General features: G+C 41.6%; 26 protein-coding genes and 2 pseudogenes. 19 read left to right on the top strand and 9 right to left on the bottom strand.

Features of this window, described 5'->3' with window-relative positions; genetic code table 11:
• Positions 1-18: 18 nt before the first annotated feature.
• The 3 genes from BLS58_RS11505 to BLS58_RS11515 all read left to right on the top strand — a co-directional run bounded on the left by BLS58_RS11505 (position 19) and on the right by BLS58_RS11515 (position 1,875).
• Positions 19-1,050, top strand: a complete 1,032-nt coding sequence (locus BLS58_RS11505; protein WP_090398949.1) for a lysozyme family protein — start codon at positions 19-21, stop codon at positions 1,048-1,050.
• 45 nt (positions 1,051-1,095) lie between these two features.
• Entirely contained in the window at positions 1,096-1,596 is a 501-nt protein-coding gene (locus tag BLS58_RS11510) for a hypothetical protein (RefSeq protein WP_090398950.1), read from the top strand.
• Positions 1,597-1,674: 78 nt separating this feature from the next.
• A complete protein-coding gene (locus tag BLS58_RS11515) occupies positions 1,675-1,875 on the top strand; it encodes a hypothetical protein (RefSeq protein ID WP_090398951.1) in 201 nt (66 codons plus the stop codon).
• A gap of 464 nt (positions 1,876-2,339) precedes the next feature.
• Here the strand turns inward: BLS58_RS11515 and BLS58_RS18410 are convergent, their stop codons facing one another.
• The 4 genes and pseudogenes from BLS58_RS18410 to BLS58_RS11535 form a co-directional block, all read right to left on the bottom strand.
• Complete coding sequence (locus BLS58_RS18410) at positions 2,340-2,522, bottom strand: site-specific integrase (RefSeq protein WP_090399036.1); 183 nt, start codon at positions 2,520-2,522, stop codon at positions 2,340-2,342.
• Positions 2,523-2,707: 185 nt separating this feature from the next.
• Positions 2,708-4,097, bottom strand: a pseudogene (locus BLS58_RS11525) (IS4 family transposase).
• 142 nt (positions 4,098-4,239) lie between these two features.
• On the bottom strand, positions 4,240-5,037 hold the full coding sequence (locus BLS58_RS11530; RefSeq protein ID WP_090398952.1) for an ABC transporter permease subunit: 798 nt from the start codon (positions 5,035-5,037) through the stop codon (positions 4,240-4,242).
• Between the two features lies 1 nt (position 5,038).
• Positions 5,039-5,920 carry an ABC transporter ATP-binding protein gene (locus BLS58_RS11535; RefSeq protein ID WP_090398953.1) on the bottom strand — a complete coding sequence of 294 codons (882 nt, stop codon included), beginning with the start codon at positions 5,918-5,920 and terminating at the stop codon, positions 5,039-5,041.
• Positions 5,921-6,069: 149 nt separating this feature from the next.
• Here BLS58_RS11535 and BLS58_RS11540 point away from each other — a divergent pair, with 149 nt between their 5' ends.
• The 6 genes from BLS58_RS11540 (at position 6,070) to BLS58_RS11565 (ending at position 9,604) form a co-directional block, all read left to right on the top strand.
• Positions 6,070-6,669 (top strand): TetR/AcrR family transcriptional regulator, encoded by a 600-nt coding sequence (locus tag BLS58_RS11540; protein ID WP_090398954.1) that lies wholly within the window; start codon positions 6,070-6,072, stop codon positions 6,667-6,669.
• A 377-nt stretch (positions 6,670-7,046) separates the two neighbouring features.
• Complete coding sequence (locus BLS58_RS11545; protein ID WP_281241008.1) at positions 7,047-7,355, top strand: PadR family transcriptional regulator; 309 nt, start codon at positions 7,047-7,049, stop codon at positions 7,353-7,355.
• Positions 7,352-7,699, top strand: coding sequence for a DUF1048 domain-containing protein (locus BLS58_RS11550; protein WP_090398956.1), 348 nt, complete (start codon positions 7,352-7,354; stop codon positions 7,697-7,699). The genes BLS58_RS11545 and BLS58_RS11550 overlap by 4 nt, the downstream gene beginning before the upstream one ends.
• An 11-nt stretch (positions 7,700-7,710) precedes the next feature.
• Positions 7,711-8,094 (top strand): DUF1048 domain-containing protein, encoded by a 384-nt coding sequence (locus BLS58_RS11555; protein WP_090398957.1) that lies wholly within the window; start codon positions 7,711-7,713, stop codon positions 8,092-8,094.
• Positions 8,078-8,836 carry an ABC transporter ATP-binding protein gene (locus tag BLS58_RS11560; RefSeq protein ID WP_090398958.1) on the top strand — a complete coding sequence of 253 codons (759 nt, stop codon included), beginning with the start codon at positions 8,078-8,080 and terminating at the stop codon, positions 8,834-8,836. The genes BLS58_RS11555 and BLS58_RS11560 overlap by 17 nt, the downstream gene beginning before the upstream one ends.
• A complete protein-coding gene (locus BLS58_RS11565) occupies positions 8,837-9,604 on the top strand; it encodes an ABC transporter permease (RefSeq protein ID WP_090398959.1) in 768 nt (255 codons plus the stop codon).
• 250 nt (positions 9,605-9,854) lie between these two features.
• Here BLS58_RS11565 and chrA read toward each other — a convergent pair whose 3' ends face one another.
• Positions 9,855-11,030: a chromate efflux transporter gene (gene chrA, locus BLS58_RS11570; protein WP_090398960.1), complete on the bottom strand. Its 1,176-nt coding sequence runs from the start codon at positions 11,028-11,030 to the stop codon at positions 9,855-9,857.
• Positions 11,031-11,045: 15 nt separating this feature from the next.
• Positions 11,046-11,354, bottom strand: a complete 309-nt coding sequence (locus BLS58_RS11575) for a PadR family transcriptional regulator (RefSeq protein ID WP_090398961.1) — start codon at positions 11,352-11,354, stop codon at positions 11,046-11,048.
• Positions 11,355-11,658: 304 nt separating this feature from the next.
• Between BLS58_RS11575 and BLS58_RS11580 the strand changes: the two genes are divergently transcribed.
• The 6 genes from BLS58_RS11580 to BLS58_RS11605 all read left to right on the top strand — a co-directional run bounded on the left by BLS58_RS11580 (position 11,659) and on the right by BLS58_RS11605 (position 19,715).
• Complete coding sequence (locus tag BLS58_RS11580; RefSeq protein ID WP_245723155.1) at positions 11,659-12,294, top strand: TetR/AcrR family transcriptional regulator; 636 nt, start codon at positions 11,659-11,661, stop codon at positions 12,292-12,294.
• Complete coding sequence (locus BLS58_RS11585; protein ID WP_090398962.1) at positions 12,291-13,199, top strand: ABC transporter ATP-binding protein; 909 nt, start codon at positions 12,291-12,293, stop codon at positions 13,197-13,199. Before BLS58_RS11580 ends, BLS58_RS11585 begins: the two co-directional genes overlap by 4 nt.
• Entirely contained in the window at positions 13,199-14,800 is a 1,602-nt protein-coding gene (locus tag BLS58_RS11590) for an ABC transporter permease (protein ID WP_090398963.1), read from the top strand. The genes BLS58_RS11585 and BLS58_RS11590 overlap by 1 nt, the downstream gene beginning before the upstream one ends.
• 238 nt (positions 14,801-15,038) lie before the next feature.
• A complete protein-coding gene (locus tag BLS58_RS11595; protein ID WP_090398964.1) occupies positions 15,039-16,046 on the top strand; it encodes an NAD-dependent epimerase/dehydratase family protein in 1,008 nt (335 codons plus the stop codon).
• 127 nt (positions 16,047-16,173) lie between these two features.
• A complete protein-coding gene (locus BLS58_RS11600; protein ID WP_090398965.1) occupies positions 16,174-17,025 on the top strand; it encodes an alpha/beta fold hydrolase in 852 nt (283 codons plus the stop codon).
• A 23-nt stretch (positions 17,026-17,048) separates the two neighbouring features.
• Positions 17,049-19,715 carry a phosphoenolpyruvate synthase gene (locus BLS58_RS11605; protein ID WP_090398966.1) on the top strand — a complete coding sequence of 889 codons (2,667 nt, stop codon included), beginning with the start codon at positions 17,049-17,051 and terminating at the stop codon, positions 19,713-19,715.
• A 662-nt stretch (positions 19,716-20,377) separates the two neighbouring features.
• Here BLS58_RS11605 and BLS58_RS11610 read toward each other — a convergent pair.
• Genes BLS58_RS11610 through BLS58_RS11620 form a run of 3 tightly spaced genes read right to left on the bottom strand, consistent with a single transcriptional unit; the run spans position 20,378 to position 22,690 of the window.
• Positions 20,378-21,154 carry an ABC transporter permease gene (locus BLS58_RS11610; protein WP_090398967.1) on the bottom strand — a complete coding sequence of 259 codons (777 nt, stop codon included), beginning with the start codon at positions 21,152-21,154 and terminating at the stop codon, positions 20,378-20,380.
• A complete protein-coding gene (locus BLS58_RS11615; RefSeq protein ID WP_245723156.1) occupies positions 21,151-22,077 on the bottom strand; it encodes an ABC transporter ATP-binding protein in 927 nt (308 codons plus the stop codon). Before BLS58_RS11615 ends, BLS58_RS11610 begins: the two co-directional genes overlap by 4 nt.
• A 1-nt stretch (position 22,078) precedes the next feature.
• Positions 22,079-22,690 carry a TetR/AcrR family transcriptional regulator gene (locus BLS58_RS11620; RefSeq protein WP_090398969.1) on the bottom strand — a complete coding sequence of 204 codons (612 nt, stop codon included), beginning with the start codon at positions 22,688-22,690 and terminating at the stop codon, positions 22,079-22,081.
• Positions 22,691-22,842: 152 nt separating this feature from the next.
• On the opposite strand from BLS58_RS11620, the pseudogene BLS58_RS18490 reads away from it, so the two are divergent.
• From BLS58_RS18490 to BLS58_RS11635, 4 genes and pseudogenes are all read left to right on the top strand, one after another.
• Positions 22,843-22,974 (top strand): annotated as a pseudogene (locus tag BLS58_RS18490) (YqeB family protein); the annotation flags it as partial.
• 463 nt (positions 22,975-23,437) lie between these two features.
• The gene (locus tag BLS58_RS11625; protein WP_090398970.1) at positions 23,438-24,091 is read left to right on the top strand and encodes a lytic transglycosylase domain-containing protein; all 654 of its coding nucleotides are present in this window, start codon (positions 23,438-23,440) and stop codon (positions 24,089-24,091) included.
• Between the two features lie 574 nt (positions 24,092-24,665).
• On the top strand, positions 24,666-25,343 hold the full coding sequence (locus tag BLS58_RS11630; RefSeq protein ID WP_090398971.1) for a potassium channel family protein: 678 nt from the start codon (positions 24,666-24,668) through the stop codon (positions 25,341-25,343).
• 10 nt (positions 25,344-25,353) lie between these two features.
• Positions 25,354-26,694 (top strand): TrkH family potassium uptake protein, encoded by a 1,341-nt coding sequence (locus BLS58_RS11635; RefSeq protein ID WP_090398972.1) that lies wholly within the window; start codon positions 25,354-25,356, stop codon positions 26,692-26,694.
• Positions 26,695-26,706: the final 12 nt, after the last annotated feature.

Consider the following 26,706-nt stretch of genomic DNA (forward strand, 5'->3'; position numbering starts at 1 on the left):
TTTTTTGGTGGTGATACATTGAAAGGGATCAATGGCCTGATTGTTGGTGTTTTTGGGGTTGTATGTTTTGTTTTGATGGTGGTTGGTACTTTAGTGATGATGATGGGGTCGTTTTTGATCACACAAGAAAATGAAGGCGATGGGGTAACCGACGAGCAAGATTTGGTTTGTGAAGGCAACCAAGTGAATGAGGATGTGGAACGTTATGAGCCTCATTTTGAACGTTATGCGGGGGAAAACGGGATCGATGATCAGGTGGATATTCTTATGGCGATGACGATGCAGGAATCAGGAGGGCAACTAGCGGATGTGATGCAGTCGTCAGAGTCAATGGGTGATCCCGTAAATACCATTAATAGTCCTGAACAGTCGATTGAGCAAGGGGTCTCTTACTATGCGGATATGTATGAACAAGCAAACGGTGACACGGAACTGGCTATGCAGGGCTATAACATGGGTGGCGGCTACATCGACTATGTGCAGGACAATCATGATGGTGAGCATAGTCGAGATGTGGCCTATGAATTTGGCGAACAACAAGCGTCGGAGTTAGGGTGGGATAATTACGGGGATGAAGATTATGTGGAGCATGTCATGCAGTATTTAGAGGATTGCGAGGAAACCGAGCAAGAATCAGGCGATGGCGATTGGGATATGCCTGTTGAACAAGTAAATGTGACATCAGAATTTGGGATGCGTGACCATCCCATTCATAATGAACCACGGTTACATGCAGGCACGGATTTTGGTTGTAACATGGGCGATGCTATTTATGCCGTGGCAGATGGCACAGTTCAAACCGCCGTTCAGCAAAATACGGGACTCGGAAACAATATCAAACTTCAGCACGGGAGTGATGAATATAGCGTGTATGGTCACTTGAGTAGCCTCTATGTGAGTGAAGGCGATGAGGTGCAGCAAGGGGATCAGATTGGCGAATGTGGATCGACGGGGGATTCGACAGGCCCCCATTTGCACTTGGAACATCATACAGAACCAGAAGCGACGAATGATGAAAAAGAAGATCCTGCAGAGATTTTAGATTTATAGGGTTTCGTCAAGGAATCAATGACGGATAAGGAAGGAGAATCCATCATGAAAAAAATGATGGTAGCGGTGCTTGTTTTGGGGTTTGTCGGCGGCTATTTGTTTTTAGAAAATTCACATGTTAAAAATGAATCACAAGCCTTACAACAAGCGTTGGAACAGGTCCAGGATGAAGAAAGGGAGCATGCATATCACGGGCAAGCAGGGGTGGCGGCGGAACGTTTTGTAGAAGCGTATTTTACGTATGAGGGGCAACCCGTTTGTGAAAACGTTGAACCGTATGCGGATGTTCGTGTACTAGATGAATTACAGTTTGAAGAACCGGAGATGGGATATGACGATATGGAGGCTGTGCAGTCAAGCGTTGATGATGTCGATGTTTATTACGGGCCGTCTACAGACGATCAGCAAGCCATTGTGGTTCATTTTGATAATGCCATTCGTTTGGATGGGGTTAATACGAGCACCTATTCCATATTGGACATGGATATGGTTTTATCGGATGAGACATGGAAAGTTGAAGCATTGCAGTTTTATCAGTTGCCATAAGGAAAGGAGGTAACGGTTTTAAATCTCGTTGAGGAGGCGAAAGTTGTAGAATTACTGACGTATTATGAACGAAGAGGGATGGAGAAAGAGAAACAAGATTCCATTTTAACTTTTTTGGATGCAAGGTTTGGCTCAACTACGGATTTAATACAAAAACAGGTGCGGTCAATCAAAGATTTACAGTTGTTAGATGATGTATTGCAAAAGGTTGTTTCAACGATATCTTTTGAAGATGCTCAAGAGGTAATTGATGAAGCAGCAAAAAAGCAAAACGAATGATTGAATGAATTCTATATCCGTATTGTTTAATTGGTTTATCGACAGCACCAATAAAAATACTGACACACGAACACTTTCAGTGTGTTGGTGCTTTTAATTTAACATGACATATCAAGTGTTTTGAGAAAAATGTTCACACATTTCCCAATTCAGAATGTTTGGGAATAGAAGTTGCATTTGTTACAAAAAGGTGTTCCGCAATACTAACGGGAAATTATGTTGAATAAAAATTTCTCGCTAATTACACACGATGGCTGAAGAAATGGGAAGCAATAAATCAAATTTATTTGATGATCGGTCATGTGACGAGGACTTGTGGTTTCTTCGGGAACAAGTTTTAAATGCTTAGCCACATCAAGAGAGACCATCTGCATTTGTACTGTCCATTCAAAAAAACGTTTCAGTGTGTTTAGTCTTCGATTAATGGTCTTCGGTTTTAAGGAACGAACCTTTTGCATGTATTCTCAGTAGTGGATCAAAGTCGGCGTCGTTATCTCATTAGGCACGAAATGAATTTCTTCTTCCTGGTGACGATGCCAGCTATGCTCATACCAATTGGCTAAATGTCGTAAGTCACTTGCATACTGCGTTAAAGTCTTGGCACTTAGATCCTCGCTGGATTCTAAATCATTGATAAATAGTTGGATGCAATCATTGCCTTAAACCCTTATCTGGCAACGGGTTAAGGCTGTTTTTTCATTAATTATTATTGCAAACGTCAAGTTATAACACAGTAGAGGTTCATTCCCTCTTTATGCTTCCACTTAATTACTCAACTTTCGGACATGACTAACACTCGTAAACCACTGATATAAAGGGATTTAAGACTAATTCACCCTCGAGAAAGTAACGGTTTTCGCAAAAATTCCGGCAAGTTATCAAACAAGCGATCCAAAAACGGCTGAATTTGCTCGTCCGTGAGCAAGTGTTCTTCCGCCAGCATCGAGCCTAAAACATCAAGGATCATCAAAAGGGCTTCAGAAAATCGAAGATCCTCTATCTCATCACAACACATGAAAAACAGCTGACCAATCGTGCGAGGATCTTCTTCCTCCCGCGAGCTCACAGCGAGCATCATGTAGCGGAGAAAAACAATTGATGTGTGCGCAGTTAACGCATCATAACTGCGGCATTGGAATTCTTTGGCCAATCTCAAGTGAGATTTGGTCACTTTGAAAAAGCATTCAATGGCCCCAGCGTTTACCATAAATGCGAACAGCATCTTCTTCGGTATGATCCAGGTTCGTCGTGAGAATGGCTAACCACTGTTTCGAACGGTTACGATCACGAACAAAAATGATGCGAGCTTGAATCTCTTGCCCATGTTCATCCGAACCTAGACCAACAAGAATGGAAGCAAGGATTTTTGCCCGGCCTCGTTTCTTGCGCACGTTTTGGTAAAGCTGGTTCAACGTATAGGATTCCCCTTCGTAGGTATAGTGAATCTTGGGGGATCGCTTGATCATACATACGACATCCAGGGGATACTGGGTGACCACTCGTTTGATGATCGAAGGGTAGGCAAACCAACTATCGAATAGGAGCGTTTTAGCGCCAAGCTTCACAGGATTGATGTCATCCAGCAAGGTGAACAACGTTTCCGTCCCTTTCTGCAGTGCTTCTTGTCGGCGGCGGTAATCCACCGTTCGTTTGTCGATGTTCGGATTCACCTCCTGGAAACGGTTTTTTTCATTTCTCGAACTTAGCAATGAAAAAGCCAAGGGCAGAAACGTCGCACCATCCGACCAACCAAGCGTAAGCATGCGAAAACCTTTAAAGTAGGCGCCTGTGCTGTGGTCTTTGACACGTGATAGGAGTTCGACGGCTTTACTGCGATTACGGTCATAGCTCGAATCATCGACGATCAACACACCATCGCGATCCGTCAACGGTTGGAGATAGGTCTCTATGAGATGCGCGCTCACCAAGACGAGAAAATTCCGCCAGTTATACGTTGCGCGTTTCATCAAGTCGTACACGGCATCCTTTTCCGGCGCATCCGGAAGGCGGCCGGACTCGAGCGTCCGATAAAGATTCTTCCCTTGCAGAACGAGGGAAAAGATAAATTGTACAAGAACGAGGGCAGAAAATCCTTTTTCTTTATGGATATTGGATTGGTGCAAAAACGTACCAATTTTAGCCTGTTTGAAAAAGTGCGTCACGCGAGATTGTTGCTGGTTACCTTGATCAGAATTTGGTATCATTGAAACCACAGAAAACATCCTTTCTTTGGTTTTGGTGTGGTGCCTTTATTTTACCAAAGAACAGGGTGTTTTTTGCTTTTTTGGACAAAAAATCTGCTACAAATCCTAATTTTATAAGGGTTTACCTGTGATTTTCAGCTCCGAAAGTTGAGTTAATTATTTACAAAGGTAAATCACGCTTTTTGAACAATGCAATACCTCCAGCATAGAGCACCACTGCAATTGATCCTAGAACGGTCATCCCAATATAAGCGAAGGTATCTCCGGCAAATAATCGATCTGGATCAAACAGTGCAAAAATGGATAAGTTGCCAAGCCAACTAACGTTTTCCCCGGTATTTCCAAGCATCTCTAGCACAATAAAAGCAATGGGTAGTCCTGCACCAAGTCCTAAGCTGTATCTTGCTTCATTGGATGTACAGGAAGCAAAAAAGCAAATTCCGCTTATTGCATAGTAGAGCAGCATCGCGTAGACGTTGAGCAAAATAAACTGTCCTACCTCCAGTTCGCCTGGAAACATCGACACAGAGACAATGATTTGAACAATAGTAATAACCGTAAATACCAGTGTAATGGAAAGAATGCTAAACATTGCCTGTGTTACTGCAATTTTAGTTCGTGAATTAGACGTAGAGAGTAAATAAGCCATACTTCCCTTATCTACATGACTCGCAATGAGCTGATGATTGACAATAACCGTGATAATTAACGGGAATAAATATAACAACATCGAATACAAAAAACCTGAAATATGGGTTAGAAGTGTGCTACCAAATGTAATACCACCTGCATCAAGAAGTTCTTGTGGCATCATTTCCATCATCTCTGCCATTGTATCCGCATTTTCCGGATCAAACATTGATACTATAATAACCGCGTAAAAGGAATAAATGATCGTGATCAGCAGCCAAATAAACCGATTCGCTTTCACATCTGCTTTAAATAAGGTGAATGACATGTTAATTTCCCTCCTTACCGTAATAACGCATAAATATTTCCTCAAGTGTTTGAGTGGAAGCATCGATACTGGTAACATTGCAATTTGCCAATGCTTTTAGCATCTCGTTATAGTTGCCGTTAATCACAATTTCCACCTTGTTAACATCAGAAACGGTATAATCCAAACCGCTCATTTTAACTTTTTCTATATCTCTTTTATGTTCAAATGTAATAAAGAACCTTTTTTTTAGGGAAGCTTTCAAAGTGGTTATATCCTCTACGGCGACAATTTTGCCTTCACGAATAATCGCCACTCTTTCACACGATTGATCGACTTCACCAAATAGATGGGAGGACATGAGAATGGTTTTCCCGCGATTCCGTTCTTCATTGATAAGCTCTACAAACTTTCTTTGCATCAGTGGATCCAGACCGCTCGTAGGTTCATCAAGAATGATGACTGCCGGATCATGCATAAATGCCGCAATCAATCCTACTTTTTGTTTCATTCCCTTGGACATCTTGCGAATTTTTCGACCACTATCTAACTCGAATCGTTCAATGAGACTGTCTTGAAGCTTCTTATTATCGATGCCACGCATGTCTGAAATGAATTTGAGAAACTGCATGCCTGTCAGATGATTGAAAAAAGCAATTTCCCCAGGTACATAACCTAGCTGCCGTTGAATTTTTGCTGCGTCTGTCCAGCAATCTAATCCACTTATAGAGGCACTACCATTTGTTGAGTTAACAAACCCCATTAAGTGACGTATTGTTGTTGTTTTTCCTGCTCCGTTAGGACCTAAAAATCCAAACACCTCTCCATTTTTCACCTGAAAACTTACATTAAATATCCCTTTGCCGTTGGAATATTTCTTCGTTAGTGAATTTAATTCGATCATGGTCATCACTCTTTTCCACAAAAATATATAACATATATGCAACTACGTTACATAATATCAAATAAAATCACACCTGTCTATAACTTATGTAACAATTAATTTGATTTGTTATATACATTTGCGTAAAATGATGATGGGGTGATTAAGAAATGAACGGTTTTGAAAAAAGAAGAAACGAGAAAAAAATACAGATTATTCATGCACTAACAGATCTTATTTGGACACGAAGCTTGAGAGAAATTGGAGTGCGGGAGATCGCTGAACGTGCAGGCGTTTCTCCAGCATCGATATATAACTTTTTTGGGAGTAAGGAAGAGCTGGCAAAACAAGTCTTTTACCAAGTAACAGAAGAGGTTACGGATGAGCTTAAACACCTTATAGATGATGAAGAACTTACTTATAAGGAAAAAATAAAAAAAATATTTTATTCTTCTTCAGAACGACAAGAAATGTTAAAGAGTGAGGGGTTGAAAAACTTTACGTTTGAAGATCCTTCATTTAAACAACATGTTGATGAATTAATACATAAACATACCATTCCTATGTTTGTGAAGTTAATTGAACAAGGAAAAGCTGAAGGAAAAATTTCTCACGGTGTTTCTGCAAGAGCCATCATGATGTATGCAGACGCTATATCAGTCATGATGAGCAACCCAGAAGCAAGAGAAAACATGGATGTGGGGCTTCGCAAAGAAATGACACACTTATTTATGTACGGTGTTTTTGGAAACGAGGCGGAAGAAAAATAAGAAGTGGGGCTAAAACATGGGGACGGCTCTCGTGTTTCGTTGTTCTAATTTCCGAACTCCTCGTATTAAGCGGTAAAATAAATATTGAATAATCCTGATATAGACCTTTTCGAGGGGTTGGGCAGTGCCCTTATTGATAAGTCATCTATTATGTGTTACTATGTACCAGTAGTAAGTAATACATAATATCAGTATTACGTAATAGCAAGCGGTAAAATAAATATTGAATAATCCTGATATAGACCTTTTCGAGGGGTTGGGCAGTGCCCTTATTGATAAGTCATCTATTATGTGTTACTATGTACCAGTAGTAAGTAATACATAATATCAGTATTACGTAATAGCAAAGGGTGATTGTGCTGGAAAACCTAACGGCAATGTTCAAAGGCGTGCTTGAGGGCTGCGTCCTTGAAATTATAAGCCGCAAAGAAACCTATGGCTACGAAATCACGAGGCAGCTAAATGATCTCGGTTTTACAGATGTTGTGGATGGGACAGTTTATACCATTTTGGTGCGACTTGAGAAAAACAAATTGGTGGAGATTACGAAAAAGTCATCTGATAAGGGACCTCCGCGCAAGTTTTACGTACTTAACGACGAGGGGCGTGAGGAGCTGCGGAGGTTCTGGGAAAAATGGGAATTTGTTGCGTCGAAAATTAACGAGTTAAAGGAGAAAAAACAATGAATTTATGGGAAAAAATTACAGTAAGCGACATGACTAAAGAAATGAAAAGTTTTGAATCGAGAGCCAAAAAGCTACCGGTTGATTATCAAGTGGCATGGGAAAAAATTAATGCCAATCTTTGGCCGCACTCAGATTTCACCGGGCGCAACCTTATGCCAATTCTTGACGGTGTACTTGGCCTGCTCGAAGAAACGGCGGCGGACGGTCAAAGTGTCCAAGAGGTTTTAGGTGACGATATCAGAGGCTTCTGTTTGGCGCTGGCCGGCGAAGAAGGGGCAAAGTCTTTTCGCGACAAGTGGCGCGAGCAACTCAACAATAACATTGCTAAAAAGTTAGACAAATAAGGAGGCAAAAAATGAGTATACAAGACATTATCGAAGGCAAAAAAGAGTGGCGAGCGCACATGGCGCGTGTCAAAGCGCTTCCGCAAGATTATCAGATTGTTTATAAAGAGATTCAAAAATATCTCTTTAAGGTCGGCCCCGTTGAGCTAAACGACGGGATAGGTTTGCTCTCGGGGATTATCGATCTTTTAGAAGAGGGTGCGGTCTCGGGAAAAGGAGTGCTCGAAGTGACGGGTAGTGACGTAGCGGCATTCTGCGACGATCTAATCAAAGATTCAAAAACCTACGCTGACCTCTATCAAGAATCTGTTAACCAAGAAGTTAACAAATCCATGAAAAAGGCTACAGATAAAACAAAGGAAAAGGGGGGATATCGGGATGGAAAAAGCAATTGAAGTGAAAAGTCTGCAAAAGTCTTTCAAAGACACAGGGGTCCTAAAGGGCGTCGATTTTGAAGTAAAACGAGGTGAGATTTTCGCCCTACTCGGTTCCAACGGCGCGGGCAAGACAACGATTGTTAAAATCCTCACCACGTTGCTTATACAGAACGGAGGAACCGCCGTCGTAAACAGCTTTGATGTAACGTCAAAGCCCGATAGCGTACGGCAGTCAATCAGCCTGACTGGACAATTTGCAGCTGTAGACGAGATTTTGACCGGGCGGGAAAATCTTATTATGATTGCCAAGTTGCGGCACCTCAAGAATCCGCGAAAGATTGCGGACGATATGCTCGATCGTTTCGGCTTGACCGCCGCTGCAGATCGCAAGGTATCCACATATTCAGGTGGTATGCGTCGCAGGCTGGATATCTCCATGAGCCTTGTGGGAAAACCGCAGCTCATTTTCCTCGACGAACCGACTACCGGGCTCGACCCCGAGGCACGCATCGAGGTTTGGAAGGTAATCAAAGAACTTGCTGACAACGGAACGACGGTATTCTTGACCACGCAGTATTTGGAGGAGGCTGAACAACTTGCCGACCGGATTGCCATTCTGCACGAGGGAAGGATTATCGCCAATGGTACGCTCTCGGAGCTAAAAACGCTGTTCCCATCCCCAAAGGTGGAGTATGTGGAAAAACAACCTTCATTGGAGGAAATATTCCTCGCAATCATTGGTAAAAAGGAGGCAAAGTAAATGGAGAGTACAAAGAAACACTTTTTCAGCGATATGGGCGTTATGCTTGGACGTTCCATGCGCCATATTACCCGCAGTATGGACACTATCATCACGGTCACCATCATGCCGATTGCACTTATGCTGTTATTCGTCTATGTAATCGGAGGTGCGATTCAATCCGGAACGGATAACTATGTGAATTACCTGTTGCCTGGCATACTGCTAATGGCCATTGCAAACAGTATAGGCTACGTGTCTTTCCGCTTGTTTACCGATGTACAACGAGGAATATTCGATCGTTTCCACTCCATGCCAATTGCGCGTTCGGCCGCACTGTGGGGACATGTGCTGACCTCGTTGGTATCCAATGCTATTTCAATTGTTGTCATTATTCTTGTAGCGTTGATCATGGGTTTTAGTTCGTCGGCGGGGATACTGTCATGGCTAGCCGTAGCAGGCATACTCGCGTTATTTACACTGACCTTAGCTTGGATCGCGGTGATTGCCGGAATATCCGCGAAATCAGTGGACGGTGCAACCGTAGTTGCCTATCCGATTCACTTTCTGCCTTTAATTAGCTCGGCGTTTGTGCCGACCGAGACGATGCCTTCGGGCATTCGCACCTTTGCCGAAAACCAGCCGGTGACTCCGATCGTGGAAGCTATACGCGCGTTCCTCTCAGGTCAGCCGGTGGGCAGCGATATATGGGTTGCTCTTGCCTGGTGTGTTGGGATATTGCTCGTAGCGTATTTTTTTGCGATGAGGGTTTATAAAAAGCGGGTATGATTTATTTAAAGAAGGAAGCAGCAGTTTAGAACTTTATTTTCACGTTTGCTGCTGCTTTTTCTATTTCAATGATAAGACTATAACTATGGGACGATCTATCCATCCTTAACTGTATATTTTACACGTATCATGTAGATACCCCCGTATATGGTTATTGAACGGAATAGGGACTGCGCCATAATCCTATAAAAATGAATAAACTGCATGAAATCAAATTTAAAATCCTTTTTTCATTTTCCGTCCCAGTCTCTTAAAAGATAGTTAAAAGCGATCCTCCTATTGCACCGGAAAGAACAATGATCCAAGGTGGAAGTTTTAAATAAACGAGCATAAAGAACAACAGTGCAGCTAAAGCAAAGTCCATAGGGGTGAGAATAGCACTCGTCCATATGGGTTGGTAAAATGCAGAGTTGAGTATGCCTACAACGGCTGCATTAACGCCCATAAATGCACCTTTAATCTTACTGTTTTCTCTCAACGAATACCAAAATGGTAACGTTCCCAATATAAGGAGAAATGCTGGGAGGAAGATCGCAACTGTTGCCATTAGTCCACCTGCCCACCCACCAATATCAGCTCCAATATAGGAAGCAAACGTAAAAAGAGGACCCGGAACAGCCTGGGCTGCACCATAACCGGCAAGAAATGACTCTTCACTGATTAATCCCGTAGGAACAAATTCTCGTTCCAAAAGAGGAAGGACCACGTGTCCGCCTCCGAACACTAAGGATCCTGCACGATAAAAGCTATCGAATATGCTGATCCAAGTCATTGAACTAAAATGACTTAAAAGAGGGAGGCTCATCAATAGTCCGAAAAATAATGTTAAACAGATGCCCCCAAACCGTTTTGAAATCGGAAATGTCATGGATAGCTTTTCCTCGTTTTGATTGTTCCTAAATATAAAGTAACCTACGAGCCCTGCAATAAGAATGACACCGATTTGAGAAAGAGAATGAGGGATCATTAAAGTTGCAATGAGAGCAAATAACGCAATCGTTTTTCTTGTTAGGTCGGGCGTTAAATTTTGAGCCATACCGAGGATTGCATGAGCAACGACAGCTACGGCAACAATTTTCAAACCTTGAATAAAACCAGCATCTACAACGCCAAACTCCTGTGCGATGAATGCGAATAAGATTAGCGCAGTGACGGATGGCAATGTAAATCCAAGAAAAGAAATAAAGCCACCAAAAACGCCACCTCTCATTACCCCAATACCGATTCCTACTTGACTGCTGGCTGGTCCGGGTAAAAACTGACTTAAAGCCACTAAATCAGCATAACTTTTTTCATCCATCCACTTCCTTCTGCGAACATATTCTTCATGAAAATAACCTAAATGAGCAATAGGACCGCCAAAGGAAGTTAGTCCAAGCCTTGTAGAAACAACTAATATCTCCAAAAGTTGTTTTAAATAAGCCACTCCTGCACCTCTTTTCTAATCTTTGATTTCCTTAAAAAGTTCATAAGCCTTATTCCTGGCTTCAACTAATACTTTTTCACCTTGGTCGGTGATGGAGTAGTATTTTCGAATCTTGCCGCCAACGTTTCGATTTTCTTTAGTTAGCAATCCATCGGATTCCATTGTGTGTAGAATTGGATAGAGTGTTCCAGCACTAATATTGTATCCGTGTTCTTTTAACTCTTCGACCATCCATACACCATAAATGGGATGTTCTTTTGCATGGTGTAGAATGTGGATTTGAATAAAACCAAGAAAGAGCTTTCTGAGAATTTTTTCTTCCATGCTTAATCTCCTCTCAAAAGAGATATAAAAACGATATCGAATAACGATATCGAAATAATACATTATGAAATGTTTATATTCAAGGCTTTTTAAGGATATTTACACAATCTTTATATTTAAAATGGAGCATCAACCTTTTAAAAGACGCGATCGTGGAGGTTGTTTGGAAACCAATGCTTACGGGCAGAATAATTGCGTTTGCCACCAGGGTGATTTTTTCAGAATTTGAATTGACCATTATGGTCAGAAGAGATATCCTTGAATTGACCGAAATGGTCAAACAAGAGACAGGGGGTGAGCAGATGTGAACCAAACATTCAAAAATCTCGATAAAACAAAGCAAAAACGGATATTGAATGCGGCTATGAAAGAATTCGCCGAAAATGGGTATGAGCAAGCTTCTACCAATAAAATCATACAGAACGCTGGGATCGGCAAGGGGACGCTCTTTCATTATTTCAACAATAAAAAAGACCTTTATGAATATCTTGTCGATTATGCTCTTAACATTACCAACACCGAATATCTGCAACACATTGATATCGATGAATCGGATTTCATCGAAAGGTTGAAGCAAATCGCACGGATCAAAGCAGAGTTTCACGATAATAATCCTGATGTCAGAAATTTTATAGGAACGGTCGTTCTGAATGATGACGTGGCATTGCCGGATGACTTAGAAACTCGCCTTTCCAATTTTCAAAAAACCGGCCATGCATTGTTGTATGAAAAAATTGATAAAAGCTTATTTCGTGACGATATTGATGTAGAAAAGGCTTTTCAAATTATTAGATGGGCCATTGAAGGTTATCAAAATGAGCTACTGCAACAATTTCAAGGCGAGAAGATTGCACACATCGATTTACAACCCTACTGGGATGAATTCTATGAATATCTAGATGTGCTAAATACGACATTTTACAAGGAGGATCAGACATGAGTGTGCTAGCCGTGAATAATCTAACGAAACGATTCGGGAAATTCACAGCATTAGACGGGGTGAACATTGAAGTGAATGAAGGGGAGATCTATGGTTTCATCGGTCCGAATGGTGCTGGAAAATCAACGACCATTCGTGTACTTCTCGGTATTTTAAAAGCGACACAAGGAAATGCGAAGATCTTTGGGCAAGACGCATGGTCGGATGCGGTTGAGATTCACAAGCATATCGCATATGTGCCGGGAGATGTGAACCTTTGGCCAAACTTGACGGGCGGTGAGGTGATTGATCTTTTTGTGAAACTGCGGGGAAATAACAATAAGAGCAGGCGGGAAGAATTAATCCAAAAGTACAATCTCGATCCCACCAAAAAATGCCGAACCTATTCGAAAGGCAATCGTCAGAAGGTCGCGTTAGTGGCTGCTTTCGCCTCCGATGCTGATCTTTATATATTAGACGAACCTACATCCGGCCTTGATCCGCTCATGGAACAAATCTTTCAGGAATGTGTGCTGGATGTGAAGAGCAAAGGCAAAAGCGTGTTGCTTTCCAGTCATGTCTTATCGGAAGTAGAAAAGTTATGTGATCGCGTCGGTATTATTCGCCAAGGAAAAATGATTGAATCGGGCACGTTAAGTGAATTGCGTCATTTGACACGCGTCCATATGCTTGTCGAAACGAAACAAACACTCACCGGCCTGTATGAATTAGAGGGTGTTCATGCCATAGAGGAGAAGGATCAAGCCGTATCCTTCCAGGTTGATGCCGAGGAATTGGATAACGTCATCAAGCATGTCAGTGCATTCGGCATCTTAAAATTGGAAAGCACACCGCCAACATTGGAAGATTTATTTATGCGTCATTATGAACAAAAAGATGAATCCGAGGTGGGAGGTGCATCCTGATGGCCCAATCTCTTTTTAAAAAAACCGGCTCTCTATTTCGATTTATGTTGAGACGTGATCGCCTCCGTATCCCTTTATGGTTAATCGGGATCACCTTCTTTACATTGATTGTACCTATAGCCTTTGTTGATTTGTATGCTTCCCAACATGAGAGGGACGGGTTGGCTGAAACGATGGCCAATCCCGCGGTGACGGCCATGGTAGGCCCGGGGGATTTGGAAAATTATACGATCGGTGCGATGACGTCTCATCAAATGCTGCTATTCACAGCTGTTGTGGTCGGTCTGATGAGCATTTGGCTTGTGGCTCGTCATACGCGCGCAGATGAAGAAGATGGACGAATTGAAATGATCCGCTCCCTTCCGATCGGGCGTGTATCCAACTTAAATGCAACATTGCTGGTTTTGTGTGTAACACATGTAATTTTAGCGCTCATCACTGGCTTTGGATTGTATGCTTTAGGGATTGAAAGTATGGGTCTAGAGGGTTCCCTACTTTATGGTGCTTCGTTAGGGGGAATCGGTATTTTTTTCGCTGGTGTAACAGTTGTTTTCGCTCAGCTCTCTGAGAGTTCACGTGGAACCATTGGTTTTTCCATTGCAGTGCTGCTCATCGCTTATCTTGTTCGCGCGGTTGGTGATGTAGGGAATGAAACGTTATCATGGATCTCCCCTTTTGGTTGGGTGACGCAAACGGAGGTTTACGCGAACAATCATTGGGAACCGCTGGCTTTAATGGTTGGTGTAGCAATCGTGCTGGGGGTGCTAGCCAATTATTTAAACGCGATTCGCGATTTGGAAGCCGGTTTTTTTCCGGCAAGACCGGGAAGAAAAAAGGCCTCAGCCTTTTTGCAAAGCCCGATAGGACTCGCTGTAAAACTGCAGTGCACCGGCATGATTGCCTGGGCTATTGGAATGCTCGTGATGGGTGTTGCCTATGGATCCGTACTAGGGGACTTGGAAGCTTTTTTTGAAGGCAATGAAATGATGGAACAAATGCTCGTGGCCGAGGAAGGATATACGCTGACCGAGCAATTTATTCCGTCGTTAATGGTTGTTATGGCATTACTTGCCACTGTGCCCCCTGTCATGGCAATGTTGAAACTTTATGGGGAAGAGAAAAAGAACCGCATTGATCATTTGCTTGGAAGGGCTGTCTCGCGCACAAGGTTGATGGGCAGTTATTTGATCATCTCAGTCGTGAATGGGTTTGTCATGCTTTCTCTAACGGCCATCGGTCTTTGGTCTGCGGGCGCTACCGTCATGGAAGAAGGCCTTGATTTTGGCACAATCTATGGTGCAGCGTTGGTCTATTATCCGGCCATGCTCGTGATGATCGGTCTTGCCGTTCTGTTCATCGGTGTGCTTCCAAAGTTGGGTAGTGTCATTTGGCTTTATGTCTTTTATACTTTCATTGTTCTTTATTTGGGTGGATTATTAGATTTTCCGGATTGGGTCGGGCATTTATCTCCATATGGGTATATCCCCGAACTCCCGGTTGATGAGATGGAATGGGTGCCGATAAGCATTTTGGTTATCATCGCGGTTATTCTAATGATTGCAGGGTTTATTGGGTACCATAAACGAGATATAGAGGGATAATCATTGTATACTGGTGAAACCAAAAGAAGTAGATTAGTTGATCAGTGTCAATAAAGATGTACCGCAAATGAGATCAGATTGTGGAATAAGGCGATGGTGTAAAATAGGGATTTATAATTTGATGATAAGTTAAGCGGTAATGTTATGGAACAAAGCGCCTTGAAGCTTCTTAGCAGTACCAGCAATTTGAGTTAGATTCATTTATGTTATAAGACTTATAAGGTAAGGAGGTCAGCTAATGAAAGTACTTGTGTTGGGAGGGACCCACCATGTTGGACGCGCTGTTGTTGAAGCTGCATTAGTGCGTGGAGACAAGGTTACTACCCTTAACCGTGGAATAAGCGGAGTCCCAGTAGCTGGTGTAGAAGAAATTTTCGCTGATCGGATGAACCGGGATGCTGTCAGCAAGGCTATAGGCGACCGTACATGGGATGCTGTTATTGATACATGGGCATGGGAACCACGAGTGGTTCAGGACACAGTAGAACTGCTTGCTGATCGAGTTAACCATTATGGATATGTTTCGAGTCGGGGCGTGTATCAGTGGCCATGGCCATCTAATGCGGATGAAAATGCACCATTAGTCAATGGAAACCCATTTAGCGAAAACAGCGAAAATTATGCTGAAGCTAAGCGTGGTTGTGAAATATCAGTAATCAATACCTTTAAAGAGAATGCTCTTATTGCTCGTCCAGGGATGATACTTGGACCATACGAAGATGTAGGTCGAATCCCTTGGTGGATGCGACGTCTTGAGCGCAATGGAAGAGTACTAGCCCCAGGACCCGTTGATACTCCATTGCAATATATTGACGCTCATGATTTGGCATTATGGATGCTATCATGTGCTGAACGGGATGTTGGAGGAACCTTCAATGTAGCATGTGAACCCCATTTCACGACCGTTGGAGAGCTACTTTACACAATCAAAGATGTTATTGGAAGCGATACTGAACTCGTATGGGCAGATCCTGATTTGCTTGAACGTGAGGATTTTATGCTCGGTATGGAGTTTGGATTACGATACCCAGGACTGCCGAAACCTAGTGGATTGCATGACGCTAATGTTACTGCTGCACATCAAGCTGGTCTTACCATTCGCCCTTTACGTAAAACTCTAGCAGAAACATGGAAATGGCTTTATGACGAAGGAAACCCCAAGCCGCGTCCCGATTCTCCTTCACTAGATTCATTGATTGATCCTGCTAAAGAGAAAATAGTAATTAACAAGATTACTCAATTCTAATAGAAAGCCTTTAATTGAATAACGACAGGAGAAGATTTTATTAAGTATGTAAGTTTAGTTTAGTAAGGGTAGATGAAACATTTGAAGAAGAAGTTATTTTAAATGTAAGAAATAAGGGTGTTCAGTAATGAATAATCATTGTCATGATATTAAACACCATTCACTTGAACGACGTGGTGCAAAAATTCACTATTGGTTGACTAAGCATCATAGTACAGCGTCCACGGTAATTTTAACTCATGGTGCTTCACTTGATCATCGTATGTTTGATACACAGGTGAAGGTTTTACACGATGCCGGATATCGAGTATTAACATGGGATGTTCGCGGGCATGGGTTATCGAAACCTCTAGGAGAGGAATTTACTGTACAGATCGTTGTGGAAGACTTAGAGGAAATCATTCATAAACATGAGTTAGATGAGATTATTCTCGTCGGGCATTCTTTTGGTGGTTATGTTTCGCAGATGCTGACATTTCTTCGGGCAGGAAAGGTAAGGGCGATGGCTGTCATTGGATGTATGGATATTATGGAAGTTCCCTCTTTTGGCATGCGTATAGCCTACCGGAACATGTCGCGTATTTTTCGCATGATACCGGAAAGTATCTTACGGAAAAGGTTTGCTGAAGGGATGGGAATAACAGAAGCTGTACAAAACTACGCACTGAACACAAACAAACAGTTAACGCGTGATGAATTTATTGAAGTTATGGATGTCGGTGTTCGTGCTATATATGAAGATCCTCTTTTTGGGAAGGAGTACTTCATTCAGAAGCCATTTTTGTTAACTCATGGTGAGAAAGATAGTGCGGAAAGAGGAACTTTTGTCAAAAAGGCTCCAGACTGGGCAAAGCGTGAACTGTATTGCCAGTATAAAGTGATTCCGAACGCAGGGCATAATGCGAATCAAGACAACCCAGATTATTTTAATGGTGTCTTGCTTAAATTCATTGAAAATTTAAATCACAATCAAAAGTAGGGTTAGACAAAGGAGATTTTTTTATGGACTACATTCTTGATTTCCATGATATTGATCGAACTAGTCTATCTATGGTGGGAGGAAAAGGGGCGAACCTTGGGGAACTAAGCCAAGCAGGTTTTTTGGTTCCCCCTGGATTTTGTGTGACCACTGCAGGATATAAGCGACTCATTCAAGGGAAGGAAGAATTGTATGATATGGTCCGACAGCTCGATCAATTATCAACAGATCAGTTCGAAGAGATACAACGGTTGGGGCAAAGCATCCGCGACTATATTCTAAATCTTGAAGTTCCCGAACCGTTATATTCAGCAATCATGATATCTTGGGAAAACACAGGGAAAGAACATACGTATGCTATTCGTTCCAGTGCTACAGCCGAAGACCTTCCCCATGCTTCATTCGCTGGTCAACAAGACTCTTTTCTCAATGTAAAGGGGGAGGAGCAACTAGTCGAATCGATTCAAAAATGTTGGGCTTCGCTTTTCACTGATCGTGCCATTGTTTACCGTGCTCAAAACGGCTTTGATCATCGATCTGTGTTTTTGTCTATTGTTGTACAACGAATGATTCGTCCTGAGGTATCTGGCATTATGTTTACCGCTGACCCAGTTAGCGGGCATCGCCATACAGTTTCCATTGATGTAGGATTTGGCTTAGGGGAGGCACTGGTTTCTGGGGAGGTCACGGCAGACTTGTATAAGGTGCGAGATGGGCAGATCACCGATAAGAAAATAGCTAAAAAAGAAAAAGGGATTTTTCCTCTTCCTGGTGGTGGAACGGAAATGAAGCCATTGCCCGTGGAGCAACAAGATCAACCAGCCCTTAATGATGCAAGGGCTCTGGAACTTGCTAATCTTGGAAAACAGATCGAAGAACATTATGGAACCGAACAAGACATTGAATGGTCCCTTGAAGAGGGGCAGCTTTATATTTTGCAAAGCCGACCGATTACTTCACTTTTTCCCATCCCTGCATCCGATGACAACAAGTACCGTATTTATTTTTCCTTAGGCCATAAGCAAATGATGACGGATTATATGAAGCCTCTTGGCCTATCCCTTTTTCAAACATTAATACCATCGGTTAAAGAAGGGGGAGAAAATCTCCTTACAAATGCCGGCGGACGGTTATTTGTGAATTATTCTTATTTATTATATATGAAATCTGTACAGAAGCAACTCAAGCAAAAGACGTATATAGATCTTGATCTTCGAGCCCTTCAAAACGTTGTGTTAAGTGAGGAATTTGAAAAAAGAATTCCTAAACGAGGAAATAAAAAGAAAGTCGTCCAACTTTATATCAAACCTATATGGCGTATAATGGGGAAGGCCATACCTAGAACCATCGCAAGTATCTACTTTGAGAATCCAACATTGGCCTTACAACGCGCCTATGCTAATTTTCATGAAGACATTCATCGTTTTCAACAAAAGATGAAACAGTATGATCATGCCGAACGGATCCGTTTGATCAAGGAACACGCCAGACACGATTTATTCCAATCCCTTACTAACCCTGTAGCCTATACGTTTGTAGGAATGATAACATTCTCCCGTATTCAAAGGTGTGTCAAAAAATGGCTGGGAGAAGACGTAAATCCCGCCATTCATCAATCTCAACCGGGGAATATTACGAGTGAAATTGGAATGAAGATTGGTGATTTGGCGGAGGCAGCAAGACCGTATCCGGAAGTGGTGGAATACCTTCATAAAGCAAACGATGAAACGTTTGTTCAAGACTTAAAAAGTGTCGAAGGAGGGGAAGTTTTTCTCACATCCCTGCATTCATTTATGGCAAATTTCGGGATGCGGGCTTCAGGTGAGATTGATATTACCAGGGTTCGCTGGCATGAAGCACCGACCATGCTTGTGCCCTCTATTCTCAGTCATATGAGAAATAACGCCCCCAATGAACATCACGAAAAATTTGCACATGGAGAACAAGAAGCTCGTGAAACGATCCAGGCGTTGTTAGAGCGTGTAAAAACGCGAAGGAGTCCAAGAAAAGCTAAAAAGCTCTCCCGCCTCCTCACCGTTTATCGGCATACGGTAGGCATACGAGAACTGCCTAAGTATGTGATTGTTTGTTATTTTGACGTTTATCGAAGGGTGATTCTAGAAGAGGCAAAATATCTTGTTCAACGAGGAGACCTTTATCAAGAAACCGACATCTACTACCTGACGTTAGATGAATTGATTGTACTATTGGAAAAGGGTTCCGAAGAGACTGTATCATCAATCCCCGATCGGAAAAATCATGAAAAGCGTTACCGAACGCTCATGCCTCCTAGTGTGATGAGCAGCGATGGAGAAATCTTCTCAGCTGTAAATCAAGATCAAGAATCTGCAAATGTATTGGTAGGAACGCCAGTATCTGCAGGTGTTGTTGAAGGGACTGTTAAAGTGGTTCGAAGTTTGGAAGAAGGGGAATTGAATAAAGGAGATATTCTCGTCGCCCCTTATACAGATCCAGGATGGACACCTTTATTTTCTTCAGCAAAAGCCCTTATAACAGAGGTTGGAGGAACCATGACACACGGATCGGTCGTGGCCAGAGAAAATGGCATACCTGCTGTTGTCAGTGTAGAGAATGCAACGAAAATCTTAAAAGATGATCAAATGATCCGGGTGGACGGAACGGGAGGGTTTGTTGAAATATTAGATGATGAGATAGACAACGCTAAGTAATTGTAGCTTTGAAATAAAGTTTGAGCAATAATACCTCGCAAACCCGTATATTACCGTAAACAGAAAGAATCCATTTGGAAAAAAGATTTATCAAAATGGATTCTTTCTTTGTGCTGTAGTGTTCAATTTTTATAAAAAAGTTTGATCACTTTCTGATGATGATATTCAGCAAAAGCTTCGATTCTTGAATAGGATAACTCGTATTAGCTGGTTTTGCTGGGGATCACCTTTTAAGTAATTCATCGCAACATTTCTGGTTTGTTCATCTGGATCGTCATATAATAGTTGTTCGGTGAACTCCTATATATCTTCTAGCCTTCTTCTTTCATGATAAAATTTTAAGGTATCAGGATTGACCGAAAAGTTCGGGTAAGTATTCAGATAAACACATAAAAATACATTGAAATAAGATATTTTTGCACGTCCCCCCGAAATAGTGGAATAAGTCTGGATTCAGATGGATCCTTTAATTGGATCTTAATGAAACATAAGAGCATTTATGTTTATTTACATCTTACAGATTAGTGTGGTAGCCATAATGAAACATAAGTTATCCTGTTTGGTATTTAACCAAATAAACATAATTTATTTTCTTCTTACTCCCCTTTATCGTTCCCGTTCCTGTTAATACGATGTAAGCGACATTCCTGATATTCCTGATTCTAATGCTGGTCTGCAAAAAGCCACCAATATAATGTACTGAGAAAGCCTAGCAAACTTGTAATGCCGATGATGATTAAACTGCTCCAACTGATGATGGTTTCTCCGGTTAAACCACTGTAGAGTGCCGGTACCGCCCATGGAAAATATTCACCGTGCCCTACAGCCGTAAGAATTTGAGAAAAAATAAGGGTAATAATGACAAAGCCTACCGGAGCTAAATACCCACGACTATAACTTGCAAAGAAAGCAACAGGCGTACTTAGAACAATCGTTAACATGGTAACGATTAGTATGACATACAGATTCTGCATCACGATGGCTGAAGACCATTGTGGAAGCCCTACGATCCACCCAATAAAAAAACCGAGAGCTACGATATATGCACTTAATACTATGTTTGTCATAAATGATGCTAAAAATTTTGATGTAACAATCACTGCTCTTGAATAAGGAAGAGTCAGTAGATCTTTTACAGTGTTATCCACGTATTCCCTTCCAAATATCCAACTTGTAACAAAACCAAAAACGAAAATACCGCCTACTCCAATCATTTGGGCATGTAAATCTAAATAGGACTGCCAATTAGCCTCTCCTGCAACTTGTGCTTGAGCTCCGACTAATCCAGCACTTTCCGCAAGTGCTGGATCTTTTAATACGAACATAAAAAAGCCAGCCATTAGTGGAGCAATGCTAAAAGCTGCTGCGATTATCCAAATGACTTTGGACTTGATGATTTTAAGTCCTTCCGTGTGCAAGGTAGCGAGAAAATATTTCATTGCAATGTTTCACCTCCTCTTTCGATGATGTTTAGAAAATGAGATTCTAAGTTTTCCTCTTTTACAGTTAATTTTGTTGGGGGAAACCCTTTGTAAACAAGCAATCGGGATATCTTATCGGGATCTTGAATTGCCCTTCTATCGGTGGTTTCAATTAATCCTTTGTTATTTATTTTTGAGATGTACCCAGCCGTTGTTAGTTGAGAAATAGCTGACTGATTATTACGAGTATCAATGACCAGCTGTTGATTGAGAAGGTCACTCAATTTAATGGATTCAATTTCTTGTATTAATCGCCCATTATGAATAATGCCAATTTTCGTTGCTATTTTAGCTACTTCACTGAGCAGATGACTGCTCATTAAAATGGTAACGCCTCTATTAAACGCTAAATCTTGAAGTAATTTTCTAATTTCTACAATTCCTGAAGGGTCTAAGCCATTCATTGGCTCATCTAAAATTAAGATTTCAGGTGAATGAAGAAGAGCCTTTGCAATTCCTAACCGTTGAGCATTCCCTAATGAAAGAGTCCCTGCCTTCTTTTGGGCATATCGTGTTAAATGAAGCTGTTCCATTACTTTTGGCACGATATCGGGGTCTGAAATCAATCTGATACGCCGAAAAATTGTTAAATTTTCTAGAACAGTAAGCTCAGGATAACAAGGGGGAGTTTCAACGATGTGTCCTACGCTTCTCCAAATACGATGATTAGTGGAAGTTATTTTTTTCCCTTTTATATAGCAAGTGCCTTCTGTTGGTTTGATCATGCCAAGTAACATTCTAATCGTTGTCGTTTTACCAGACCCATTTAATCCGATAAATCCATATATTTCTCCTTCACAAATGTTTAACGAAACATCTTTAACAGCCTGAAAACCTTTGTAGTTCTTTGATATACGGTTTGATTTAATGACTGTTCGCAATTTACTCCCCCTCCTCTTTGATAAGACCATCGACAATCAGATCAATAAACAGTTCAATTGTTTCCGTATAAACTTCTACACCAATTTCTTTTTTATGAAGTGTTAATAAAAATAAAGAACGAAGCATAGCCGCAATGATCTCGGGGTTTGCTTCAAGAAGTACTCCTTCCTTTTGCCATTTTTCGATCAAAGGGAATAATGCAGCAGAATCATTATTATAATGTTCCACGAGTTTTTCAGGCGGTAACTTTCTAAGCAATGCTTCCATATTATTTTCAAAATACAACTGACGAATCAGTGGATTTGTTTCGATTATATCGATTGTCTGAAGGAGTAATTTTTTGATTTCTTGCTTAGGTTGATTATCCTTCTGGATATCTATACTAAGGAATTGTTTCTTTATTTGCTCCTCTTCTTTTTCAAGGATCTCGAAGTACAGCTCTTCCTTTGAATTGTAAAATTTATAAAATGTTCCTGGAGCAATACCAACATTTTTAGTGATTTCATTAATGCTGGTTTTTTGAAGTCCAAATTTACTAAAAAGAACCTTTCCTTGTTCTATAAGTGAATTAGTAATAACGTGTTTTTCATAACCTTTAAAACCTTTCGGCATGTTCAGTCCTCCATTATAATAAATTTATGAATATAAAAATTATATATTCATAAATTATAATATTTTTTAGGATTAATTTCAATGGCTTTTTGCTTGTCGGATAAAGTTTTTCGATTACCCGAAGTTTATAAAGGTATACCTTTAAGGCCAGGAAGACATGGAATAGCACTTGGGTACCGGTTGTAGGAGCAGGTGTAGGAATTATTGCTGGAATAATTTATATTTTTTATGCTTTTAGTGTAACGTTGAAGATGATTATTACTGATCAAGATGTGACATTATAACAATGATCTGCCGCAATCGTCGTAGCGCAATTGTCGAATAAATGTAGACAGTTTTAGCCTTACATTGTGTTCATATAAACAACGTGAGAGACTAATTTTTATTTTAGTCTTGATTTTACGAGGTGACAGGTAATACTATCCATTTGATAGTCGTAAACAAAAACCGTCATCCATATATGGACTTGTTCATACGTTGATACGATGATTGCAACTTAGAAGAAAGTTGTGAATGAAAGCATAAAATGGGGGGACTGGGTGAACCAAACCTCTATCTCTGGTGGATGGCACTTTTCAATAGTACAACCATCCGGTTTGAGGTGTCATTCCCCGTTGTCCCCATTCATTGACCAATTGATGAAATAAAAAGGGAAGACAATTTATAAAAACGGTGGACATGTTAAGCTGAACGTTAGAAAATAGTAAAGGAAGAAGTAACTTACGGAAAAAAAGAGGAGCATACCAAATGGGGAAGACGATGATGAAAAAAAAACGTAAACGCCGTGCACTGCTGATCAGCCTGGGATCCATTTCTGCGCTTCTCTTTCTTACGATCGGAATTTTCATGATAGCTCATATCGTCAATGAGCAGCAAATGAATCGTTTTTTAGATGGCTGGTTATCCGGTTACAGCAATGATGAAATCCCGGCCGAATACTTTCCGATATATCAAGACGCTGCCCAAGAGTATGAAATCCCCTGGCAAGTGCTAGCCGCCGTTCATCGTATTGAGACAAAATTTTCAACGATGGATCCGATGGTTTCGCCCGTCGGCGCGGAAGGGCACATGCAGTTCATGCCTTGTACCTGGCACGGCTGGAGTCACCCGAGTTGTGATGATGTCGGAGCAGGGGATATTCCCGAGGACGAGCTCACCGATCCGGCCATGATTGATACGAACGGGGGATATGGTGTGGACGCGTCAGGGAGTGGCGACGCTGACCCCTGGGATGAAATAGATGCCATTTTTTCCACGGCTAATTTTTTAGCTTCCAACGGCGCTGATGTCGGGGAACTGGAAAACGCCTTGTATGCCTATAACCGTTCTGAATTGTACGTGGATGAAGTCATGACTTACTACGATATCTATCGGAACGAAGGTTATCAAGTGAAAAAATAATCATCAGGGGGAGTGCACAATTTCGTCAAATGCCCATTATAATCACGTATCTCCAGGAAAAATAGTTTCCAGGAATGAGGTCTATATTACGATTGCCACCCTCATTGGCATCACACTTGTCGTCCCTCTTGGGTTGGCTCGCTTGCTTTTTGGAGTATAGCCACGCGCCAAAAACTTCTTTATGGTGTCTTTTCTACGATCCTTTCTGTTAGTATTTAGCTTCATACATTCATACAGTAGTATGGAAGAAGATGCTTCCGTTGATGGCGGTGAAGAGGAGAGACGGAAGAAGAGCAGGGAACCGAAGATGAAGGCTTATAGATTAAAACTAAAAGATGAAAGTAATGACGTATGAATAAAAAGAGCAACGCCCCCCCATGGCAGGCTTTTTTTGATTACCAGAGAGATTTTATTACAGGGTGGGGGATTCATCATAATGTTGGGTATAAAAAGGCCTTTGACAAAAGGAATGGTATTTGCTTTACTTAAAACGTTCCAAACTTTTTTATGCCAGTAAATGTCAGGGTTCTTCTTGCTCCATACAGCAGTACATATCTATTCAAGGAGGATTAGGATGAGAAATCAATTTGTTGTCATTGGCCTTGGGAGATTTGGGCAGAGTGTAACGAAAACACTGATTGATAATGAAAATGATGTGTTAGCGATTGATAAAGATGAGCAAATCGTTCAGGAGGTCGCACCGAAAGTCACGCATGCCGTTCAAGTCGATGCGACGGATGAGTCCGCATTAGAACAATTAGGTTTACATAAATTTTCCCATGCTATTGTTGGGATCGGCGAAAATTTGCAGGCAAGCATTTTAACGACACTGATTCTAAAGGAATTAAATGTCGGTGAGGTAACGGCAAAAGCGAAAGATGATTACCACGGTAAAGTGCTCAGTAAAATCGGTGCTGATAATATCGTTTTTCCGGAACGGGATATGGGAGATCGTCTGGGAAATTTGCTAAGTTCCAGTAATCTGATTGATTATCTGGAGCTTTCATCGGAATATAACATGGTTGAAATTCGGGCGCCGAAAGCAATGGATGGATGCACGCTTCAGAAATTAAATATCAACAAGACGTATGGGTGTATTGTGATGGCGATTAAGGATAAAGATGAAGAGGTGAATATCTCCCCTCACATTGAAGATCACATTCATCACGGCGATATTCTTACGATTATTGGAAAGCATAAGGATATCCGTCGCCTTCAAAAAGATTACCGGGAGAAAAGCAGGCTAAAGTAGGTGCGTACGTATGATTTCGCCTAAAAAAACCATTCATTTCAATCCACCGCAATGGATTATTTTCGGTTTTATTATCTTGATTATCATAGGGACAATTTTGCTTGTTCTCCCGCAAGCTTCAACAGATGGCGAAAGTGTCGGTTTTTTAGATGCCTTATTCATGGCTGTTTCAGCGGTGTGTGTCACTGGCCTTGCTGTATTGGAATCTGGTGCAGACTTTTCGAGATTTGGGCAAATAGTGATGATTATTCTCGTTCAGCTAGGCGGTCTTGGTTTCATGATTTTCGGTGTCTCGGTTGCGGTTTTGGTAGGCAAGGTAATGGGGTTGAAGTACCGTCTACTTCTTCAGTCGACCACAAATACGTTTTCGGCACGGGGGCTGATTCGGATAGCCATGATCATGCTGGGCATGGCTTTGCTCCTGGAAGCCATTGTCACACTGATTCTCACGATTCACTGGAGTAGTGAACAACCATGGACAGAGGCGGCGTATTCTGCCTTCTTTCATTCAGTCATGGCCTTTAATAATGCAGGATTCTCGCTTTATGCCAACAGTATGGAAGATTATATCGGGGACCCCGTTGTCAATCTTAGCTTGTCCGTGCTTTTTATTGTTGGCGGCCTTGGTTTTATGGTGCTGGTTGACTTATACCGGCAACGATCATTACGAAAACTTTCCTTACATTCTAAACTTGCGCTTGTGACATCCGGCGGACTTTTGGTCGCAGGGTTCCTTTTCCTTTTCATCGTTGAACTTTTTAACCCGGCAACTGAAGGATTAACCATCTCCGAGCGATTATTAGCAACTTATTTTCAAAGTGTTACGCCAAGGAGTGGAGGTTTCAACACGTTTGATATTGGGAATATGCTCGTCGCCTCCCAATTTTTCATTATCGTGCTTATGTTTATTGGTGCTTCGACCGGTGGCACTGGCGGGGGCATTAAAACAAATACATTTGCCATTCTTGTGCTTGCAACGATCAATACGTTCAGGAGTGGCCATCAAGTCCACGCCTTTCATCGAAAAATTGCCTTGGAAACGGTCATGCGGGCGCTGGCGGTTGTGGTGAGTTCGTTAGCTTGGATCGTGGGAACGACATTACTATTGTCGATCACTGAAGGCATTCATGATATAAATTTTCTCACGGTATTATTCGAATCGGTTTCGGCGTTCAGTACTACGGGGCTTTCAATGGGATTAACAGAAGAACTGTCTCCGGCAGGTAAAATCATTACAATGATTACCATGTTCGTAGGGCGACTAGGGCCATTGACGCTGGCTTACGCATTAACATATAAACAAAGCCCAAGTAAAATCAATTATCCTGAAGATAAAGTGCTTATTGGCTAAAAAGGGACTGAT

Source organism: Natribacillus halophilus, from assembly GCF_900100185.1.
Taxonomy (GTDB): domain Bacteria; phylum Bacillota; class Bacilli; order Bacillales; family Marinococcaceae; genus Natribacillus; species Natribacillus halophilus.

What these genes read in the sequence shown, in the direction of transcription:
- BLS58_RS11510 (WP_090398950.1), top strand. Translation starts at nt 1,096, where the DNA reads ATGAAAAAAATGATGGTAGCGGTGCTTGTTTTGGGGTTTGTCGGCGGC.
- BLS58_RS11515 (WP_090398951.1), top strand. Translation starts at nt 1,675, where the DNA reads ATGGAGAAAGAGAAACAAGATTCCATTTTAACTTTTTTGGATGCAAGG.
- BLS58_RS11530 (WP_090398952.1), bottom strand. Translation starts at nt 5,037, where the DNA reads ATGTCATTCACCTTATTTAAAGCAGATGTGAAAGCGAATCGGTTTATT.
- BLS58_RS11535 (WP_090398953.1), bottom strand. Translation starts at nt 5,920, where the DNA reads ATGATCGAATTAAATTCACTAACGAAGAAATATTCCAACGGCAAAGGG.
- BLS58_RS11540 (WP_090398954.1), top strand. Translation starts at nt 6,070, where the DNA reads ATGAACGGTTTTGAAAAAAGAAGAAACGAGAAAAAAATACAGATTATT.
- BLS58_RS11545 (WP_281241008.1), top strand. Translation starts at nt 7,047, where the DNA reads ATGTTCAAAGGCGTGCTTGAGGGCTGCGTCCTTGAAATTATAAGCCGC.
- BLS58_RS11550 (WP_090398956.1), top strand. Translation starts at nt 7,352, where the DNA reads ATGAATTTATGGGAAAAAATTACAGTAAGCGACATGACTAAAGAAATG.
- BLS58_RS11555 (WP_090398957.1), top strand. Translation starts at nt 7,711, where the DNA reads ATGAGTATACAAGACATTATCGAAGGCAAAAAAGAGTGGCGAGCGCAC.
- BLS58_RS11560 (WP_090398958.1), top strand. Translation starts at nt 8,078, where the DNA reads ATGGAAAAAGCAATTGAAGTGAAAAGTCTGCAAAAGTCTTTCAAAGAC.
- BLS58_RS11565 (WP_090398959.1), top strand. Translation starts at nt 8,837, where the DNA reads ATGGAGAGTACAAAGAAACACTTTTTCAGCGATATGGGCGTTATGCTT.
- BLS58_RS11575 (WP_090398961.1), bottom strand. Translation starts at nt 11,354, where the DNA reads ATGGAAGAAAAAATTCTCAGAAAGCTCTTTCTTGGTTTTATTCAAATC.
- BLS58_RS11585 (WP_090398962.1), top strand. Translation starts at nt 12,291, where the DNA reads ATGAGTGTGCTAGCCGTGAATAATCTAACGAAACGATTCGGGAAATTC.
- BLS58_RS11590 (WP_090398963.1), top strand. Translation starts at nt 13,199, where the DNA reads ATGGCCCAATCTCTTTTTAAAAAAACCGGCTCTCTATTTCGATTTATG.
- BLS58_RS11595 (WP_090398964.1), top strand. Translation starts at nt 15,039, where the DNA reads ATGAAAGTACTTGTGTTGGGAGGGACCCACCATGTTGGACGCGCTGTT.
- BLS58_RS11600 (WP_090398965.1), top strand. Translation starts at nt 16,174, where the DNA reads ATGAATAATCATTGTCATGATATTAAACACCATTCACTTGAACGACGT.
- BLS58_RS11605 (WP_090398966.1), top strand. Translation starts at nt 17,049, where the DNA reads ATGGACTACATTCTTGATTTCCATGATATTGATCGAACTAGTCTATCT.
- BLS58_RS11610 (WP_090398967.1), bottom strand. Translation starts at nt 21,154, where the DNA reads ATGAAATATTTTCTCGCTACCTTGCACACGGAAGGACTTAAAATCATC.
- BLS58_RS11620 (WP_090398969.1), bottom strand. Translation starts at nt 22,690, where the DNA reads ATGCCGAAAGGTTTTAAAGGTTATGAAAAACACGTTATTACTAATTCA.
- BLS58_RS11625 (WP_090398970.1), top strand. Translation starts at nt 23,438, where the DNA reads ATGGGGAAGACGATGATGAAAAAAAAACGTAAACGCCGTGCACTGCTG.
- BLS58_RS11630 (WP_090398971.1), top strand. Translation starts at nt 24,666, where the DNA reads ATGAGAAATCAATTTGTTGTCATTGGCCTTGGGAGATTTGGGCAGAGT.
- BLS58_RS11635 (WP_090398972.1), top strand. Translation starts at nt 25,354, where the DNA reads ATGATTTCGCCTAAAAAAACCATTCATTTCAATCCACCGCAATGGATT.